The following is a 16908-nucleotide window of genomic DNA, read 5'->3' on the forward strand; positions in this document are numbered from 1 at the left end:
TGTCACGCTACCAGCGATAGGTCAGGCCGCCGCTGACGGTGCGCTGGTAGCCATAGGCGCACCAGGCGCCGTAGTAGCAGGAGGCGACGTAGCGCGTGTCGAGCGCGTTCTGGATGTTCAGGTGCAGCTCCGCCCCCTGCAGCCGCGGCACGGCATGGCCGAGGTCGTAGCGCAGCATCGCGTCGACCAGCGTCACGTCGGGCACGGTGAAGCTGTGGTCGCTGCTGGCGCTGGCGCCGATATAGCGCACGCCGCCGCCGATCTTCAGCCCGGCGAGCGGACCGCCGGGGATGGTGTAGGTGGCCCAGGTGGTGGCGGTGTGGTCGGGAACAGCGGGCAGGCGCTTGCCGGCATCGCCGTCGTTGCTCTTGGTGGAGATCGTGTCGAGATAGGTGTAGCTGGCGGTGACGGTCAGTTGCTCGGTCAGGTCCAGCTTCGCTTCCAGCTCGACGCCGCGCGAGCGCGCCTCGCCGGATTGCACGCTGAGGCCCGGATGATTGGGGTCGCTGGTGGTCAGGTTGGTGCGGGTGACATCGAACAGCGCCGCCGTGAACAGCGCATTGGTGCCGGTCGGCTGGTATTTGACGCCGACTTCGTATTGCCGGCCGCGCTCCGGCACGAAGGCCTTGCCATAGGCGTCGGTGCCGTATTGCGGCTTGAAGGATTCCGAATAGCTCACATAGGGGGCGATGCCGTTGGCGAAGATGTAGCTCAGCCCGGCGCGGCTGGTGAAGGCACGGTCGAATTGCCGCGCAACGGTGCCGGAATTGATGGTGATCGCGTCCGCCCAATCCCCCCGGCCGGAGAGCGTCAGCACGAAGCCGCCCAGCTTCGCCTGGTCCTGCACGTAGAGCCCGTACTGGTTGCCGCGCACATTGACCTTGTAGCGATCCGGCGGCGTGATCGCCTGGCCGTAGACCGGCGCCCAGACATCGAGCGAGGGGGCGGCACCGAAGCCGGTCTGGTAGGTGCTGTCGAGGTGCTGGTAGTCGAAGCCCGCGAGCAGCGTGTGCTCCACCGGGCCGGTTTTTACCCGTGCCTGCACGTTGTTGTCGAAGGCGGCGGTGTCGAGCCGGTCGCGCGAGGCGGCGGTGGCGCGAGCGAGCGTGCGTTCGTCGCTGTCCAGCCCGTTGCTGTAGACGCTGCGGTAGTCCTGGTCGATATGAAACCAGCGCCCGGCCATGTGCATCGACCAGGTGTCGTTGAAGCGCTTGTCGAACAGGTAGCCGAGCGAGACCTGGGTGCGGTCGAATTTCTCGAAGTTCGGGTCCCCGTCATAGAAATCGGCCGGCAGGCGGCCGTAGCGGGTGGCCTTCACCGTGCCTTCGGCCGGCACGCTGCCATAGGAACTGCTGCGCGGGTCGTGCTGGTAGAGGCCGAGGAAGGTCAGGTTGGTGTCCGCGTCCGGGCGGATGCTGAAGGACGGCGCGATGGCGAGCCGCTCGTTGCGGGTGGACTTGATCTGCCCGTCCTCCATCCGGCCGATGCCGGTGATGCGATAGAGGTATTTGCCCTCGTCATCGAGCGGGCCGGAGAAGTCGAACTTGCCGAGCACGTGCTCGTTCGTGCCGAACTCGACGCCAACCTCGTGCAGCGGGGTTACGGTGGGCAGCTTGCTGATCTGGCTGATCACGCCGCCCGCCGAGGCCTGGCCGTACAGCACCGAGGAGGGGCCGCGCAGCACGTCGATGCGTTCGAGCAGGTAGGGGTCGAGCTGCGGCAGCGCGTACCAGTTGTTTTGCTGCAGCTTCAATCCGTTCCAGTATAACTCGGCATCGAAGCCGCGCACCTTGAGCATGTCATAGCGGGTGGCGATGCCGCCGCGGGTCTCGGGGGCCACGCCCGGGGTGTAGCGCAGCGCCTGGTTCAGCGTCTCGGCGTGCTGCTCGTCCATCTGCTGGCGGGTGATCACCGAGATCGATTGCGGGGTTTCCAGCAGGCTCGAATCGGTCTTGGTGCCGGCGATGCTGCGGCGGGCGACATAGCCCGGCACGGCAGAGGTACCGGTTTCATTCTCGCCCGCGACCGTGACCGGCGGGGTTTCCAGCACGATGCCGGTGGCGACGCGCGGCTCGGACGGGGACGTGGCCTGCTGGGCCTGGGCCTGGGGAGGGGCGGTGATAACGATCCCAGACAGCAACAACAGGGCATGGCCGGCGCGCGGGGGCCGGGCCGGGAACGGTCGGGCGAGGGGCATGAAGGGTCTTTCTGGCACGAGACGCGAATGAGTCTCATTCGCGTGCCTCACGTATTGCAAATGAGAAGAGTTCGCAATACAGGATGCAGGCTTTCACCTCCGGACAGTTCTGTCCCTGGTACCGATCTCATGACCACGGCCCGCCGCCGTGTCGGCTTGCCCGCGTGGGCGTGACCGAATTCGCGAAGGAACCCCGCATGACCACGCTCGCCGACCTGCCGCCCCCCGTCCTGAGCCCCTGGCAAATGGTGCTGTCCGCCGACCTCGTGGTGCAGAGCGTGATGGCGCTGCTGGTGCTGGCCTCGGTGCTGAGCTGGACGGTGCTGCTGGCCAAGGTGGTGGAACTGGCGGCGGCGCGGCGTCGCCTGCGGATCGGGCTGGGGGTGCTGCGCCAGGCGGGCGGGCTGCACGGCATCGCCGGGGAGGGCGCGGGCGCCGCCTCCGGCTTCCTCGCCGCGGCCGAGGATGAGATGCGGCTGTCCTCCGGCCTGCCGGCGGAGGGCGTCAAGGACCGCATCGCCCTGCGGCTGCGTCGCATCGAGCATGCCCTGGCGCGGCGGCTGGCGCGTGGCACCGGGCTGCTGGCCAGCATCGGCTCCTGTGCGCCCTTCGTCGGCCTGTTCGGCACGGTCTGGGGAATCATGAACAGCTTCGTCGGCATCTCCCAGGCGCAGACGACCAACCTCGCGGTGGTGGCGCCGGGGATCGCCGAGGCGCTGCTGGCGACCGCCTTCGGCCTGGGGGCGGCGATCCCGGCGGTGCTGATCTACAACGGGCTGGCGCGGGCGCTGGCGGGGTACAAGGCCGGGCTCGGTGACCTCTCGGCGCTGGTGCTGGCGCATGCGGCGCGCGACCTCGACCGGGGGCTGGCGGTGCCACGGCCGCGGGCGCGGCCGGAACTGCTGTCGCGCGCGGCGGAATAGGCCATGAGCATCGGTCTCGACTCCGGCGATGACGACGAGCTGCCGGAAGTCCACGATATCAACGTCACGCCGTTCATCGACGTGATCCTGGTGCTGCTGATCATCTTCATGGTGGCCGCGCCGCTGGCGACGGTGGACGTGCCGGTCGACCTGCCGGCTTCCACCGCGACACCGCAGGAACGCCCGGACAAGCCGCTGTTCCTGACCTTGCAGCGGGATCTGTCGCTGGTGCTGGGCGAGCAGCAGGTGGCGCGCGAGGGGCTGGGCGCGGCCCTGGATGGCGCCAGCGGGGGCGAGCGCGGCGCGCGGATCTTCCTGCGCGCCGACAAGGGCGTGAGCTACGGCGACCTGATGGCGACATTGGACGCGCTGCGAGGGGCCGGCTACCTGAAGGTGGCGCTGACCGGGATCGAGCGGACACCGTGACCGCGCCTACGCTCACGCAGTCGCCGCCGGCGCTGCGCTGGGGCGGCAGCTTTGCCGTCGTCCTCGCCGCGCATCTCGGGGCCGCCGCCCTGCTGGTGCGCGCGGTGCCGCCGCCGTCGCCGCAGCCGGACCGGCCGCCGCTGATGATCGAGCTGGCCCCCGCCCCGGAGCCGGTTCCGGACGAGCCTCCGCCCGCCGCGCCCCCCGCGCCGCCGGAGCCGCAGCCCGAACCGCCACAGGCCGAGGCGCTGCCGGAGCCGCCCCCGCCCGAACCGCCCCCTCCGGAGCCGCCGCCTCCACCCCCGCCGCAGCCGGCGGTGGCCTTGCCGGCGCCGCCGCCGCCTCCGCCCCCGCGTTCGCCACCCCGGCCACGTCCCCGGCCGGTGGCACCGCCGTCACCGACCCCCGCGCCGCCGCAGCCCGCCGCGCCGGCGCCATCGCCGGCCCCGGTGGTCAGCGAACCGCGACCGGCGCCGCCGCCGGTGCCGGTGGCGGCGGTGCAGTCATGGCAGGCGCGGCTGCTCGCGCGGCTCGACCGGTTCAAGCGCTATCCGGCCGACGCCAGGATGCGGCGCAGCCAGGGCACCGCCCTGGTCCGCCTGACCCTGCTGCCGGACGGAACCGCGCGCGATGTCCGGCTGCAGCGCAGCGCCGGCGATGCGAGCCTCGATGCCGAGGCGCTGGCGCTGATCGCGCGCGCCCAGCCCTTGCCGCCGCCGCCCGATCAGGCCGCCATCGAGATGCTGGTGCCGATCCGCTTCGACCTGCGCTGAGCCACATGGCCGTGATCGGGTGTCATCATGGGCATTCTCAGCCCTTGATGGCGGCGGTTACGAACGCGGCGAGCTCGTGGTTGAACCTTGCCGGTTCCTCGTAGAACGGGCTGTGGCCACTTTGTTCGAAGAGAGACAGGCGAGTGCCGTGGTGCAGCGCCTTGATCCGCTCCGACATGGCGAGGCGGACCAGCCGGTCATGCGCCCCATGTGTCAGCAGGACCGGACCGGCATAGTCCCTGAAGACAGGCTCGAGGTCGGTCGTGGCGGTCGCGACGAACCCCTCGTTGACGGCGCGAGGCGTCATGCCATTGACGACCAGCATGCGCAGCAGCTCGACGTCGGCCGGCGGCTGATGGAAGCAGGCGGCGAGAAACTCGGCCGTTGCGGCAGTCCGCTCCGCCAGATCCTGCGAGGTGGCCCGGCGGGTGAACGTGGCCGCCAGCGGTGTCAGGAGATCCGGTGACAGCCTGGTGACCGCATCGACGAGGTTGATTCCCGCGACCCGTGCCCCGCCATGTTTCCGCAGATACGCCCCGGCCACGTAGCCGCCGAGCGACCAGCCCACGAGCACCGGCTGACGGAGCTTCGCACCGGCAATCACCGCGGCCACGTCGTCCGCCCAGCGGTCGGCATCCGAGTAGGCATCCGGCGCGGCGGGCTTGTCGGAATCCCCATGGCCGCGGAGATCGAACCGGACCAGGCGAAAGCCCGCGAGCACCGGGTCGGCGACCTGTTTCTGCCAGCTCAGCCGGCTCTGGCGCAGGCCGTGGATGAACAGGATTTCGGGCGCCAGCGGGTCGCCCTGCGCATCGCCGGCCAGCATCGTCCCGTCGGAGGATTGCACCAGGAACGGCTCGCGGGGATCGGTGGCCGTCGGCGTGCCGCGCGTGGCTTCGGTGACGGCCGCGGCACGGGCCCGGGGCGTGATGAAGGCCGTGCCGGTCCCGGCGGCCAAAGCGGCGAAGCCGATCGAGCCGGCCAGGATCTTGCGTCGTGAAGGATCCATGGGGGCGCCCCTGATGTTGTTTATCGAACGCTATTCAACCTGGTTGACGGCCTCCGTCAAGTCGTTGTTTAGTGATTGGTATGGAACAGGACGCCAAATCACGCGGCGGGCGGCCGTGGAGCTTTGATCGGGAGAGGGCGATCGAGATCGCCATGCGGCTGTTCTGGCGGCACGGCTATGAAGGCGTATCGGTCGGCGACCTGACCAAGGCCATCGGCATTGCGCCGCCGAGCCTTTATGCGGCCTTCGGCAGCAAGGCCGGGCTCTACCAGGACGCGCTGGCCCGTTACGAGGCTCTGTTCGGTTCGCTCGACGTCGCGGCCATCGACGCCGCGACGACACCGGCGGACGCGGTGCGCCGGTTGCTCGAGGCCGCTGTCAGGGCCGTCACCCATCCCGATCGCGAGCCCGGCTGCATGATCTCCAGCGGCATGATCGCCTGCCATCCCGAACATGCCATACTCGCCCGCGATGTCGCCGCCCGGCGCGATGCCATGCGCGAGAGAATTGCGCGAATGCTCCGGCCATGTGCCGGTGCGGACGCAGTGCGGCCCCTGGCCCGGCATTTGGTCGCCGTCATGCAAGGCATCTCGATCCAGGCACGGGATGGTGCGACGCCGGCGGAGTTGCAGGAGATCATCGAGGATGTCGTGTCGGGGGTTGCGGCACGGTTTCCGCCATCACCGCCGCCCACGGCAGCGACCGGGGCATCGGCGCGTCCGGCCTGACGAGAGGGGAGGGGAACCCTCCTTCAATGCGCTCCCGCCGCCGCTCCGCCGGCCGATTTGCGCATCAGCAGGGCCGCCAGCATCGCCAGCAGCAGCACCGCGCCCATGACGAAGAACGCATCGGCATAGGCGAGGAAATACGACTGCGCCCGCACGACCCGTCCCACCGCCACCACCGCGTCGTGCCAGGCGGTCGCGGGATCGCTGGTGCCGGTCGCCAGGAAGCGCTGCTGCAGCGCCGCCAGCCGGTCCTGCGTGGCCGGGTCGAGCAGCGAGACATGCGCGCTCAGCACACTGGAATGGAACTGCTCGCGCTTGGTCAGCAGCGTCTGCAGCGCGGCGATGCCGATGGCGCCGCCCAGGTTGCGCACCATGTTGTAGATCGCCGAGGCGGACGCCGCGGCCGAGGCCTCGATGCCGGCGGTCGCCAGGGACGTGAGCGGCGTCATCACGAGCGCCTGCCCGACGGCGCGGATGATGTTGGGCACCAGCAACTGCGGCCCCGCATAGTCGGGCGACAGGCCGGTGTTGAGGAAGCAACTGCCCGCGAACAGCGCCATCCCGACCGCCACCAGCAGCCGCGCGTCGATGCGCCGCATCAGGCGCGGGACCAGCGGAATCAGCACGAGCTGCGGCAGGCCGGTCCAGGCCAGCACCTCGCCGACCTGCTCGGAATTGTAGCCTTGCATCTGCGACAGATAGAGCGGCAGCAGGAACACCGAGCCGTACAGCCCCACGCCGAGGATGACGCTGCTGAGCGTGCCCAGCCCAAAATTGCGCCGTGCCAGCAGCCGCAGGTCCAGCAGCGGCCGCGCGGCGGTCAGCTCGATCCACACGAACAGGACCAGCGACACCGCGGCCACCACGCTGAGCCGGACGATGAACGGCGAGCCGAACCAGTCGTCCTTGTTGCCTTCCTCCAGCACCGTCTGCAGCGTGGCCAGGCCGATCGACAGCGTGGCGATGCCGGCCCAGTCGCCCTGGCGCAGCAGGCCGAGCTGCATCGGCGCCTTCGGCAGGGTCGGCCACAGCCCGGCCAGCATGAACAGGCCCGGGACGATGTTGACGTAGAAGATGTATTGCCAGCCATAGGTCTCGGTCAGCCAGCCGCCGATGGTCGGGCCGATCGCCGGGGCGAAGGTGGCGGACAGCGCGAACAGCGCCAGCCCGATCGGGCGCTGCGCCGCCGGCAGGCTGGTCAGCGTCAGCGTGAAGGCCAGCGGGATCAGCGTGCCGCCGAAGAACCCCTGCAGCGCCCGCAGCACGATCATCTGCGACAGGTCCTGGGCGAAGGCGCAGGCCACCGACAGCACCAGGAACAGCACGGTGTTGGCCAGCAGGTAGCGGCGCAGCGAGAACACGCTGCTCAGGAAGCCGGTGAGCGGGATGACCACGATCTCGGCCACCAGGTAGGCGGTGGAGATCCAGCCGCCGTCATCGAGCCCGGCGCCGATCGCGCCCTGGATGTCGGGCAGCGAGGCGTTGGTGATCTGGATGTTCAGCACCGCCATGAAGGCGCCGATGATGGCGGCGCCGACGGTGATCCAGGTGCGGGCGTCGGCCCGTGCCGGGGCGGCGGTCATGACGCCGTATCCGGCCTGGTGTCGACGGTCGGCTCGACCGACATGCCCGGGCGCAGCACGGCCTGGCTGCCTGCCTGCGGATCGAGCACGATCTTCACCGGGATGCGCTGGACGATCTTGGTGAAGTTGCCGGTGGCGTTGTCGGGGGGCAGCAGCGCGAACTGCAGGCCGGTGGCGGGGGCCACGCTGTCGACGCGGCCGGTGACGGCCATGTCCGGGAAGGTGTCGACGCTGATGCGCACCTTCTGGCCGCGCCGGACGTCGGTGATCTGGGTTTCCTTGAAGTTGGCGACCACATAGACGCCGTCGAGCGGCACCAGCGCCATGAGCTGGGTGCCGGCCTGCACGAACTGGCCGACGCGCAGCGTGCGCGCCCCGACCACGCCGTCGATCGGCGCGGTGATGGTGGTGTAGCCCAGGTTGAGCCCGGCCTGTTGCTGCACGGCAATGGCGTGGTCGCGCTGGGCGGCGGCCTTGGCGCGGGCGGCCTTCAGCACCTCCACCTGCTGCTGCGCGGCGGTCAGCCCGGCCTGCGCCTGGGCGAGGGCGGCCCCGCGCTGCAACAGCAACGACGCGGTCTGCTGTGCCTGCTGCAGGCTGCCGGCGCCGTTGCGCGCCAGCGCCGCGTAGCGGGCCTGGTCCTGCCGGGCGAAGGTCAGCGCCGCCTCGGCCGAGGCGACCTGGCTGGCGGCCTGGGTGATGGCGGATTGCTGCAATCTCAGCTGCGCATCGATGCTGGCGATCTCGGTCTCGGCGGTCTCGCGGTTGGCCTCGGCCTGGCGCAGCGCGGTGCGGAAATCGCGGTCGTCGATGCGGGCCAGCACCTGGCCGGCCTTCACCCGCTGGTTGTCGGTCACCAGCACCTCGGCGACGTAGCCGGAGATGCGCGGGGCGACGATGGTGCTGTCGGCCTGCACATAGGCGTCGTCGGTGGAGACCAGGAAGCGGCCGACCTGCCAATAATGGACGCCGACCTGCGCCGCGGCGGCGATGCCAAGCACGGCGGCGGCCCCCAGCAGCGCCTGGCGCAGGCGCTGGCGGCGAGGCCGGACGGCGGTGCGCGATGCGTCGGCCGAGGGGGAAAAATCGCTGAATTCCGCCATCGTCGTGTATCCTATCCCCTCATTTGCGCTACACTGTGTAGCGAATGATGGGGGATATAGCGCGCCAGACCTGATCCGGTTAAGCCGCGTCCTCTTAATAAGAGACATGCTGTAGCGGAATGCATCCCGGATGGGCGATGGGGTAGTGTTCGGTCCTCACCACGGGAGAAGAACCAGCCATGAGCAGCGCCCCATCATCCCAGGCCCGGACGGCCGGGCGGCCGCGCTGCGACGCCACGCACCGCGCCGTGCTGCGCGCCGCCTACGAATTGCTGGCCGAGGCCGGGCTGCGGCAGTTCACCATCGAGGGCGTCGCCGCCCGCTCGGGGGTCGCCCGCACCACCATCTACCGCTGGTGGCCGAGCAAGGGGGCGCTGGCGATGGAGGGGTTCCTCGCCGCCACCGCCGCCGAGATCAGCTTTCCGATGACCCGCTCCGCCGTGGCCGATCTCAAGGCGCATCTGCGTCGCTGCGCCAGGCTGCTGCGCGGCGCGCCGGGCCGGATCATGGCCGGCATCGTCGCCGAGGGACAGAGCGACCCCGAGACGCTGGCCGCCTTCACCGAGCACTATCTCAGGCCACGGCGGCGCGAAGCCATGGCGATCCTGGAACGTGCGGTCGAAAATGGCGAACTGCGGCCGGACCTCGATCTCACCGTCGTGCAGTCCGCGCTGTATGCGTCACTGCACCTGCGCCATCTGCTGCAGGAGCCGGTCGACGACGACTGGGTCGACCGGCTCGCCGATACGGTGCTGCAGGGCTGCACCGTCAAGTAGAAGTCAGGCGGCCTGCAGCTCCAGGCAGCGGTCGGCGGTTCGCGCCGCCAGCGCCGGGTCGTGGGTGACCAGCAGCACGGCGCAGCCGCTTTCCCCGCAGGCCCGCTGCATCAGCGCGATCGTCTCCTGCTGGCTCACCGGGTCGAGCCGTGAGGTCGGCTCGTCGGCGAACAGGAAGGCCGGCTGCACCAGCAGGGCACGGGCCAGGGCGAAGCGCTGCAGTTCCCCGCCCGAGACCTGGTCGGGGCGCCGGTCGAGCAGCGCCTCCGACAGGCGCAGGGCGGGCAGCAGCGCCTGCCAGGCCTTGTCCGGCCGGCCATGGCGGCGCGCCACGTCGCGCAGCGCCGCCCGCAGGCTGCGTCGCGGCGCGAAGCTGGCGACCGGGTCCTGGTAGACCTTCTGGAAGCGGATCGCCGGCAGGTGCGCGGCCCGCCGCACCCGCCCCGCATCGGCCCGGCGCAGGCCAAGCAGCAGGTTGCCGAGCGTGGTCTTGCCCGAGCCGCTCGGGCCGGTGACGGAGATCCATTCCCCTTCCCGCACCTGCAGCGACAGGTCGTGCAGCACGCGCCGCCCGCCCAGCGTCACGCCGATGCCATCCGCCTGCAGCACCGGCGCCCCGGTCGCGACCGGAAGGCGGGCCGGCCAGGCGGCCGGCTCGGCGGCGAGCAGGCGCCGCGTGTAGGCATGGCGCGGGGCGTCGAGCACCTGAGCCACCGGGCCGTGCTCGACGATCTCGCCCTCCAGCATCACCGCCACCTCGCCCCCGAGCGCCCGCACCAGGGCGATGTCGTGGGTGATGGTCAGCAGCACCCCGCCGGTCTCGGCCTGGACGCGCAGCAGCGCGCCGACGGTGTCGCGCAGGGCCGCGTCCAGGCCCTTGGTCGGCTCGTCGGCGAGCAGCACCGGGGCGGCGGTGGCTCGCGTGGCCGCCAGCGCCACGCGCTGCGCCATGCCGCCCGAAAGCTGGAACGGGAATTTCCGTGCCGCCGCCTGCAATCCCAGCCCGGCGAGATCCTCCAGCGCCGCCCGCAGCGCCGCCTCGCGCCCGGCGCCGCGGACGAAGCGATGCACCTCCTCGACCTGGAAGACGCCGCGCATCAACGCATCGAGCGCCAGCCACGGCTCCTGCGGCAGCAGCGCCAGCCCCCGGCCCCAGAGCCCGCGGCGCGGCCCCGGATCGGCAGCGTCATAGGCCACGCCTTCGAGGACGATGCGACCGCGCGCGGCCAGGTCCGGCGCCAGCGTGCCCATCACCGCCTCGGCGACCAGGGTCTTGCCGGAGCCGGTCTCGCCGATCAGCGACAGCGGCACGCCCGCCCGCGCCCGCAGGCCGACGCCCCGCACCAGGGCGGCGTCGGCGCTGCGCACCTCCAGCCCCTCGACGACCAGGTCCCGGGTCATCGCGCCCGCCGCCCGGCCAGAAGCTGCAGCCCGAGCACCAGCAGGCTCAGGCAGATCGCCGGCGCCACCATCGCCGCCGGCAGGTCGGCGTACCAAGGGAGGCTCTCGGTCATCATCAATCCCCATTCCGCGGCGGGCGGACGCAGCCCGACGCTGATGAACCCCAGCGCGCCTACCGCCAGCACCGCCTGGGCGAGCCCGAAGGCGGCCAGCGTGCCGAACAGCGGCCAGAGCGGCGGCAGCACGTGCCGGCGCAGGATGTGGCCGGGGCCGAAGCCCAGCAGCCGCGCCGCCTCCACCGCGGGGGATGCCAGCTCCGTCGCCGCGGTGGCGCGGGTGATGCGGAACCATTCCACCCACATGGCCAGCGACAGGCCGAGGAACAGCGGCCACATCGCCCCCGGCGCGAACGGCGTGATCAGCACCACCAGCAACAGCCCCGGCAGCGCCAGCACCGCGTCGCCCGCGGCATTCAGCGCGGTATCGACCCACCCGCCGCGCCAGGCCGCGACCAGGCCGAGCCCGATCCCGGCCAGCGCCGCGGTGGCGACCGAGGCGGCGCCGAGCAGCACCGACAGCCGCGCCGCATGTGCGAGTCGCGCCAGCACGGACCGGCCGAGATGGTCGGTGCCGAGCAGCCATTCGGCCGAGCACGGCGCCAGCACGTTCGACAGGTCCTGCGCCGCCGGGTCGGCGGTCACCAGCACCGGACCCAGGGCGGCAAAGCCCAGCACCGCGACGACCAGCGCCAGTCCAAGGATGCGCGGCCCGCTCATGCGCCGCGCCGCCGCGGATCGATCGCCAGCACCAGCATGTCCACCATCGTGTTGAGCCCCACCACCAGCAATCCGAGCGCCAGCGCCATGCCCTGCACCACCGGGATGTCGCGGCCGAGCACGCCATGCACCAGGGCGTGGCCGACGCCTGGCCAGGAGAACAGGGTTTCGATCACTACCACGCCTTCCACCAGCAACACCGCCTGCACGCCGAGATGGGTGATCACCGGCACCGCCGCGTTGCGGATGACGTGCTGCCAGACGGTCTGCGGCAGCGAGAGCCCCTTCTCCCGCGCGAAGGCGACGGCGGGCGAGGCCATGCAGGCGACGGTGGCGTCGCGGGCGATGCGCGCCGAGATCGCCGCGAGGCAGAGGCCGAGGCTGACGGCCGGCAGGATCAGCGTCGCGGGTTCGGCGAAGCCCGCCGCCGGCAGCCAGCCGAGCCGGGCGGCGAACACCACCATCAGCATCAGCCCGACCACGAAGCCTGGCACCGCGCGCAGCACCGCGGCAAGCGCGAGCCCGGCGCGATCCGCCAGCCCCCCCGGCCGCAAGCCGCACAGCAGCCCGAAGCCGGGGCCTGGCAGCATCGCCACCAGCACCGCGGCGGTGGCGAGCAGCACGGTGTAGGTCATCTGCACCGACACTTCCACCGCCACCCGGCCGCCGCTGATCATCGAATTGCCGAGATCGAAGGTGAACACGTCGGCGATCCAGAGCGCGAACTGCAGCAGCACCGGCCGGTCGAGGCCGAGCTCCGCCCGCACCGAGGCGGCCGAGGCGGCATCGACCAGGTCGTAGCCGTAGCGGCCGGCGGCGATGCGGAACGCAAGGTCGCCGGGCAGCAGCCGCATCAGCAGGAAGCACAGCGAGGCGACGATCAAGGCCACCAGCACCGCCTGCACCACGCGGCGGGCGAGGATGCGCAGCAGCGCCCGCCACAATCCGCCGCGCGGGGCGGTGCGCGATTCCGGCGCCGTGACCTCGGTCCAGCCGAGGCCGGCGCCGCTGGCGTCGGGGCTCATCGGGCCCGCCGCATGCGCGCGATGTTGTAGGAAATTTCGAAGGGATCGACGACGACCCCATCCAGCGACCGGCTGACCGCGACCGTGTGCTCGTACCAGGCCACCGGCACCACCGGCAGCGCTTCCTGCACCAGTGCGGCGACGCGCCCGCGCAGCCGCGCGCGCTCCTCCGCCGCGACCGGGGTCCCGCGCAGCCGCGCCAGCGTCGCCGTCAGCGCCGGGCTCGACCAGCCCATGGCACCCCAGTCGCCGCCTTCCGGGCCGAAATCCTGCAGCAGCGTGCCCAGCGGATCCGGCACCAGGCCGAAATTGCGCGCCATCAGCGCCATCTCCAGCGTGCCGTCCTTGTGGCCGGCCGGAATCTCGCTGCTGTTGACGATGGCGATCCGCACGTCGATGCCCAGGATCCGCAACTGGTCCTGGATGGCGGCGGCGACCAGCGGCAGTTCCGGACGGTCCGAATAGGTGCGCAGCGTCACCCGGAACGGCCGTCCCTCGCGCACCAGCACGCCATCGGTGCCGGCGCTCCAGCCGGCCTCGGCCAGCAGCCGCGCGGCGGCGGCGGGATCACGGCGCAGCGGCGGCAGCCCCGGCAGGTGCCACTCGGCCAGCGCCGGCGGAAACAACTGCGTCGCCGCAAGGTCGGGATTGCCGAGGATCGCCCGGGCAATGCCGGCGCGGTCGATGCCGAGCGAGATGGCACGGCGCACCCGCGCATCGGCGAAGAACGCCGAGCCGGCATTCAGCTTCAGGGTTTCCACCCGCGGGATCGGCAGCGCCACCACCCGCGCCCGCGTGCTGTTGCGCAGCCGTGTGATGCTGGGCGGGTCGAGGGTGAAGGCGAGGTCGGCCTGACCGCTCTCTGCCATCAGCGCCCGCGCCTCGGCGCGTGGCGTGCCCAGGTAGCTGGCGCGCGCGATCGCCGGGGCCGGGCCACCGGTCCACGCCTCGTTGCGCGCCACCTCGACGCGCAGCGGCAGGCCGAGCTCGGTCACGCGATACGGGCCGGTGCCGACCACCCGGCGGACGGCGCCCGTGGCGTCCAGACCCGAGGGGGCGAGGATCTGCATGCTGTAATGGGCCAGGAAGGCCGGCAGCGCCGCGAAGGGCTCGGACAGGCGCAGGATCACCGCGTCCTCGCCGTCCGGTTCGGCGGCCACGAAGGGCACGGCGGCGAAGGGACCGGGCTGCGCCCGCGCCCGCATCAGGTTGGCCACGACGATGCCCGGCGTTACCGGTGCGCCATCATGGAACGTCGCCCGTCGCAGCACCAGCAGCCAGGACAGGCCATCCGGCGCGACGCTCCAGGAGGTGGCGAGCGCCGGTTCCGGCAGGCCCTGCGGGGAGACGCCGATCAACGTCTCCGCCACCTGCATGCGCGTGAAGACATATCCCGCCCGCGATGGCTCCAGCGAGGCGACGTCCCAGGGGGCGACGACGCGCAACGGGGCTTCCTCGGCGCGGGCGGCCAAGGGAACCGCGACAAGAGTGATGGCAGCGAGCAGGGGACGCATCAACGCACGACGCACAGGGGGGACCTCCTACGAGTGGAGGCCGTATAGAAGCCGGCTATCCATGCAGAAACGAAATATTCAGCGTTTCCGCGAAACATCATGAGAGTGCAATATCGCCGGACTGAAGATCAGTAACGATATGTATCTTTCAGGGGTTGCAGATGGCATCGGCGGCGGCGCCATTTCCCGGTCCCGCCGAGCAAAGATCATAGTCGTGGCCTGCCCGGGTTGACGGGCTGCGATAAGTGTAGGGGTGGTTCCACGCATCGACCGGCACGTCGCCCTTCAGGTACGGACCATTCCACAGGGCGGCGCCGGAGGGACGCGCGACCAGCGCCTTCAGCCCCTGCTCGGTGGTGGGATAGGTGCCGACATCGAGCCTGTAGAGATCAAGCACGGAGCCGATCCGTTCGATCGACTGCTTCGCGACTGAGCCACGGGCATTGCCAAGCTGGCGCAGCGCCGCCGGCGCCACCAGCCCGATCAGCAGGCCGAGGATGGCGATGACGACGAGGATTTCGAGCAAGGTGAAGCCGGCCTCGTTGTGGGCGCGGGCGGTGCGGTTACGGGCAGGACTCAAGGGAGGCATGATGATCTTCCTGAACTGCGGGAGGGCGTTGGGGCCGTACGGGCCGGGCCTGCCATTGCTCAGTCGCGTGGCTTGCCGGTTTTGACGAACAGGTCGGTCGCGGCCTGCAGCACGCGCTGGCGATAGGCGAAATGACGCGTCGGCGTGTGCGAATGGTAATAGCCGATGGCGGTCATCAGGTCGCCGCGCGCCTCGTTGAGATAGGTGCGCAGGATCGCCCCGGCGGCGGCGATGTTGAAGCAGCCATCCTGGAGCAGGCGCAGCCGGACCACCGGTGCCGGCAGCCCGGTTGCCTCGGCGAGCGGCTGGATCCAGCGCGTGTTGATCTGCATCAGGCCGAGGTCTTCCGAACCGTCGGTGTTGCGGCTGGCCATGCCGATGCTGCCACCCTCGACGCGATGGATCGACGGCAGCACACGCGGCGGCAGGTTGTAGTACGTGGCGGTCGCCACCATGCAGGCCAGCAACGGAACGGGCATGATCCGATCACCTCCGCGACATCATGGGGACACATCGCCGTAGAGCCAGGTCAGCCAGATCGCCAGCGCCAGCCATGGGCCGAAGGCCAGCGGCGCTTCCCGCGATCCGCCTGCCTGCCCCTGCACCAGCCGCAGGCTGCCGATCACGCCGAGTGCCATGACCGCGGCCAGCAGCATGACCTGCGGCAGGGCCGGCCAGCCGAGCCAGGCACCGGCCGCAGCCAGCAGTTTGGCGTCGCCGCCCCCCAGGCCCGCGCGGCCCCGCAGCAGACGATAGCCGCCCGCCACGCCGGCGAAGATCGCCCATCCCAGCACCGCCCCGAGCGCCGCGTCGGCCACCATGTCCGGAGCAGCCAGCCAGCTTGCCGCGATGCCGCCCAGCAGCAGCGGCAGGGTCAGCACGTCCGGCAGCACCATCCATTCCAGGTCGATCCATGCCAGCGCCAGCAAGGTCCAGCCGAGCCCGCAGCCCAGCCAGGCCCGCAGCATGTCGTCACCTGCCGCCAGCACGGCCCAGGCGGCCACGCCGGTCGCTGCCAGCTCGATCCAGAGGTGGAAAGGGTCGATCGCCGCGTGGCAATGCCGGCAGCGTCCTCGCAGCCACAGCCAGGCAAGGAGCGGCACCAGATCGAGCGGGCCCAGTGCGGTGCCGCAGCTTTCGCAGCGCGAACGGGCCAGCGCCACCGGCCTGGCGTGCGGCAGCCTGCGGATCAGCACGCCGAGCCAGCTTCCCATCACCGGGGCCGCCAGCAGCGGCGGCAGCATGCCGGTTCCGTCCATCACCGCTTCAGTCCCATGCCAGGATGCGCCAGGGACGCGGCGCGTCCTTGTCGGCGGGGTCGATGCGCACCACCACGCGCCGCATCGCCCGTGCCTCGCGCCATTGCGCCTGGGCGAGGATTTCCACCACCAGGGGCGGGGCAGAGCCGTCCGGCGGTTCCTGCAGCAGCCCGGTGCTGCCCGCGCCGATGTCCTGCAATGCCCGCGCCACCACCGGATCGGCGCGCCCGAGATCGACCCGCCTTCCGGTCCAGACCGACAGATGCGGCGCCAGCCGTTCCACCACATCGGGCGTCATGCCCAGCACCAGCCCGAGTTCGTCCGGGGTGAGGAAGGCATCGTTCGGTGGCCCGTACATCTTTCCGGCGGCGCGATACCGCGCGGCCTTGCTCTTGCCCGATGCGTCGGCATCCCCGGACCCGGCCCAGTCCACGATCGCCGTGCCCAGTGCCGTCGCCCGTGGGTCCCGCACCCCTTCGTGCCGGAGCAGGGCGGCCAGCAATTGCGGGGTCGCATAGGCAGGATTCACGCGTCCGGCGTGGTCCTGCAGCCTTATCTCGGCAACGCCACCCTCCAGCCGGACCATCCGTCGCGTGCCATCCGCGACCCAGCGGCGCGGCGAGGGATCGAGCAGGCGGAAGATCGCCTCGGCCACCAGCCCGTCGGCGGCCGCCCCGGCCGCGGCGGCGTCGCGCAGCCGCAGGCTCAGCGACGCCGCCTGCCGGGCGGTGGCGGTGACATGGGTGCCCAGCAGGGCCAGCAATGCCACCGTCCACAGCACCACCAGCAGGGCGAAGCCGCGCGGCGGCGGGCGCTTCCGGCGCAT

At 71.2% G+C, this 16908-nt stretch carries 17 protein-coding genes; 5 read left to right on the plus strand and 12 right to left on the minus strand.

Going from position 1 to position 16908, the window contains the following annotated elements; genetic code table 11:
* Window positions 1–7 precede the first annotated feature (7 nt).
* Window positions 8–2197, minus strand: coding sequence for a TonB-dependent siderophore receptor (locus NBY65_RS15160; RefSeq protein ID WP_203330651.1), 2190 nt, complete (start codon window positions 2195–2197; stop codon window positions 8–10).
* Between the two features lie 197 nt (window positions 2198–2394).
* Between NBY65_RS15160 and exbB the strand changes: the two genes are divergently transcribed.
* From exbB to NBY65_RS15175, 3 genes are read left to right on the plus strand one after another with little or no spacing between them, the layout of a single operon-like run.
* On the plus strand, window positions 2395–3120 hold the full coding sequence (exbB, locus tag NBY65_RS15165; protein WP_275266333.1) for a tonB-system energizer ExbB: 726 nt from the start codon (window positions 2395–2397) through the stop codon (window positions 3118–3120).
* A 3-nt stretch (window positions 3121–3123) separates the two neighbouring features.
* Window positions 3124–3546 (plus strand): TonB system transport protein ExbD, encoded by a 423-nt coding sequence (gene exbD / locus NBY65_RS15170; protein WP_150043739.1) that lies wholly within the window; start codon window positions 3124–3126, stop codon window positions 3544–3546.
* Window positions 3543–4319: an energy transducer TonB gene (locus tag NBY65_RS15175; protein WP_150043737.1), complete on the plus strand. Its 777-nt coding sequence runs from the start codon at window positions 3543–3545 to the stop codon at window positions 4317–4319. Before exbD ends, NBY65_RS15175 begins: the two co-directional genes overlap by 4 nt.
* Before the next feature lie 37 nt (window positions 4320–4356).
* On the opposite strand, the gene NBY65_RS15180 is transcribed toward NBY65_RS15175, so the two are convergent.
* A complete protein-coding gene (locus NBY65_RS15180) occupies window positions 4357–5328 on the minus strand; it encodes an alpha/beta fold hydrolase (RefSeq protein WP_150043735.1) in 972 nt (323 codons plus the stop codon).
* Window positions 5329–5408: 80 nt separating this feature from the next.
* On the opposite strand from NBY65_RS15180, the gene NBY65_RS15185 reads away from it, so the two are divergent.
* Window positions 5409–6056 carry a TetR/AcrR family transcriptional regulator gene (locus tag NBY65_RS15185; RefSeq protein WP_150043733.1) on the plus strand — a complete coding sequence of 216 codons (648 nt, stop codon included), beginning with the start codon at window positions 5409–5411 and terminating at the stop codon, window positions 6054–6056.
* Window positions 6057–6079: 23 nt separating this feature from the next.
* Here the strand turns inward: NBY65_RS15185 and NBY65_RS15190 are convergent, their stop codons facing one another.
* Window positions 6080–7639, minus strand: coding sequence for a DHA2 family efflux MFS transporter permease subunit (locus tag NBY65_RS15190; protein ID WP_150043731.1), 1560 nt, complete (start codon window positions 7637–7639; stop codon window positions 6080–6082).
* The gene (locus NBY65_RS15195) at window positions 7636–8742 is read right to left on the minus strand and encodes an HlyD family secretion protein (RefSeq protein WP_239003020.1); all 1107 of its coding nucleotides are present in this window, start codon (window positions 8740–8742) and stop codon (window positions 7636–7638) included. Before NBY65_RS15195 ends, NBY65_RS15190 begins: the two co-directional genes overlap by 4 nt.
* A 179-nt stretch (window positions 8743–8921) precedes the next feature.
* Between NBY65_RS15195 and NBY65_RS15200 the strand changes: the two genes are divergently transcribed.
* Window positions 8922–9518 (plus strand): TetR/AcrR family transcriptional regulator, encoded by a 597-nt coding sequence (locus NBY65_RS15200; protein ID WP_150043727.1) that lies wholly within the window; start codon window positions 8922–8924, stop codon window positions 9516–9518.
* A gap of 3 nt (window positions 9519–9521) precedes the next feature.
* Here the strand turns inward: NBY65_RS15200 and NBY65_RS15205 are convergent, their stop codons facing one another.
* The 8 genes from NBY65_RS15205 to NBY65_RS15240 form a co-directional block, all read right to left on the minus strand.
* Window positions 9522–10919, minus strand: coding sequence for an ABC transporter ATP-binding protein (locus tag NBY65_RS15205; RefSeq protein WP_150043725.1), 1398 nt, complete (start codon window positions 10917–10919; stop codon window positions 9522–9524).
* Window positions 10916–11695, minus strand: a complete 780-nt coding sequence (locus NBY65_RS15210) for an ABC transporter permease (RefSeq protein WP_150043724.1) — start codon at window positions 11693–11695, stop codon at window positions 10916–10918. The genes NBY65_RS15205 and NBY65_RS15210 overlap by 4 nt, the downstream gene beginning before the upstream one ends.
* On the minus strand, window positions 11692–12720 hold the full coding sequence (locus NBY65_RS15215) for an ABC transporter permease (protein ID WP_203330650.1): 1029 nt from the start codon (window positions 12718–12720) through the stop codon (window positions 11692–11694). Before NBY65_RS15215 ends, NBY65_RS15210 begins: the two co-directional genes overlap by 4 nt.
* Entirely contained in the window at window positions 12717–14249 is a 1533-nt protein-coding gene (locus NBY65_RS15220) for an ABC transporter substrate-binding protein (protein WP_203330649.1), read from the minus strand. Before NBY65_RS15220 ends, NBY65_RS15215 begins: the two co-directional genes overlap by 4 nt.
* A 133-nt stretch (window positions 14250–14382) precedes the next feature.
* Window positions 14383–14823, minus strand: coding sequence for a type II secretion system major pseudopilin GspG (gspG, locus tag NBY65_RS15225; protein ID WP_150043722.1), 441 nt, complete (start codon window positions 14821–14823; stop codon window positions 14383–14385).
* A gap of 59 nt (window positions 14824–14882) precedes the next feature.
* Entirely contained in the window at window positions 14883–15302 is a 420-nt protein-coding gene (locus tag NBY65_RS15230; protein WP_150043720.1) for a lytic transglycosylase domain-containing protein, read from the minus strand.
* A gap of 21 nt (window positions 15303–15323) precedes the next feature.
* Window positions 15324–16082, minus strand: coding sequence for a prepilin peptidase (locus NBY65_RS15235; protein WP_162530788.1), 759 nt, complete (start codon window positions 16080–16082; stop codon window positions 15324–15326).
* 7 nt (window positions 16083–16089) lie between these two features.
* Window positions 16090–16908 (minus strand): type II secretion system minor pseudopilin, encoded by an 819-nt coding sequence (locus tag NBY65_RS15240; RefSeq protein WP_150043716.1) that lies wholly within the window; start codon window positions 16906–16908, stop codon window positions 16090–16092.

The organism is Rhodovastum atsumiense (assembly GCF_937425535.1).
Lineage (GTDB): Bacteria > Pseudomonadota > Alphaproteobacteria > Acetobacterales > Acetobacteraceae > Rhodovastum > Rhodovastum atsumiense.

What these genes read in the sequence shown, in the direction of transcription:
- NBY65_RS15160 (WP_203330651.1), bottom strand. Translation starts at nt 2,197, where the DNA reads ATGCCCCTCGCCCGACCGTTCCCGGCCCGGCCCCCGCGCGCCGGCCAT.
- NBY65_RS15230 (WP_150043720.1), bottom strand. Translation starts at nt 15,302, where the DNA reads ATGCCCGTTCCGTTGCTGGCCTGCATGGTGGCGACCGCCACGTACTAC.
- NBY65_RS15195 (WP_239003020.1), bottom strand. Translation starts at nt 8,742, where the DNA reads ATGGCGGAATTCAGCGATTTTTCCCCCTCGGCCGACGCATCGCGCACC.
- NBY65_RS15190 (WP_150043731.1), bottom strand. Translation starts at nt 7,639, where the DNA reads ATGACCGCCGCCCCGGCACGGGCCGACGCCCGCACCTGGATCACCGTC.
- exbB (WP_275266333.1), top strand. Translation starts at nt 2,395, where the DNA reads ATGACCACGCTCGCCGACCTGCCGCCCCCCGTCCTGAGCCCCTGGCAA.
- NBY65_RS15235 (WP_162530788.1), bottom strand. Translation starts at nt 16,082, where the DNA reads ATGGACGGAACCGGCATGCTGCCGCCGCTGCTGGCGGCCCCGGTGATG.
- NBY65_RS15200 (WP_150043727.1), top strand. Translation starts at nt 8,922, where the DNA reads ATGAGCAGCGCCCCATCATCCCAGGCCCGGACGGCCGGGCGGCCGCGC.
- NBY65_RS15185 (WP_150043733.1), top strand. Translation starts at nt 5,409, where the DNA reads ATGGAACAGGACGCCAAATCACGCGGCGGGCGGCCGTGGAGCTTTGAT.
- NBY65_RS15210 (WP_150043724.1), bottom strand. Translation starts at nt 11,695, where the DNA reads ATGAGCGGGCCGCGCATCCTTGGACTGGCGCTGGTCGTCGCGGTGCTG.
- NBY65_RS15215 (WP_203330650.1), bottom strand. Translation starts at nt 12,720, where the DNA reads ATGAGCCCCGACGCCAGCGGCGCCGGCCTCGGCTGGACCGAGGTCACG.
- NBY65_RS15180 (WP_150043735.1), bottom strand. Translation starts at nt 5,328, where the DNA reads ATGGATCCTTCACGACGCAAGATCCTGGCCGGCTCGATCGGCTTCGCC.
- NBY65_RS15205 (WP_150043725.1), bottom strand. Translation starts at nt 10,919, where the DNA reads ATGACCCGGGACCTGGTCGTCGAGGGGCTGGAGGTGCGCAGCGCCGAC.
- exbD (WP_150043739.1), top strand. Translation starts at nt 3,124, where the DNA reads ATGAGCATCGGTCTCGACTCCGGCGATGACGACGAGCTGCCGGAAGTC.
- gspG (WP_150043722.1), bottom strand. Translation starts at nt 14,823, where the DNA reads ATGCCTCCCTTGAGTCCTGCCCGTAACCGCACCGCCCGCGCCCACAAC.
- NBY65_RS15240 (WP_150043716.1), bottom strand. Translation starts at nt 16,908, where the DNA reads ATGCGCCGGAAGCGCCCGCCGCCGCGCGGCTTCGCCCTGCTGGTGGTG.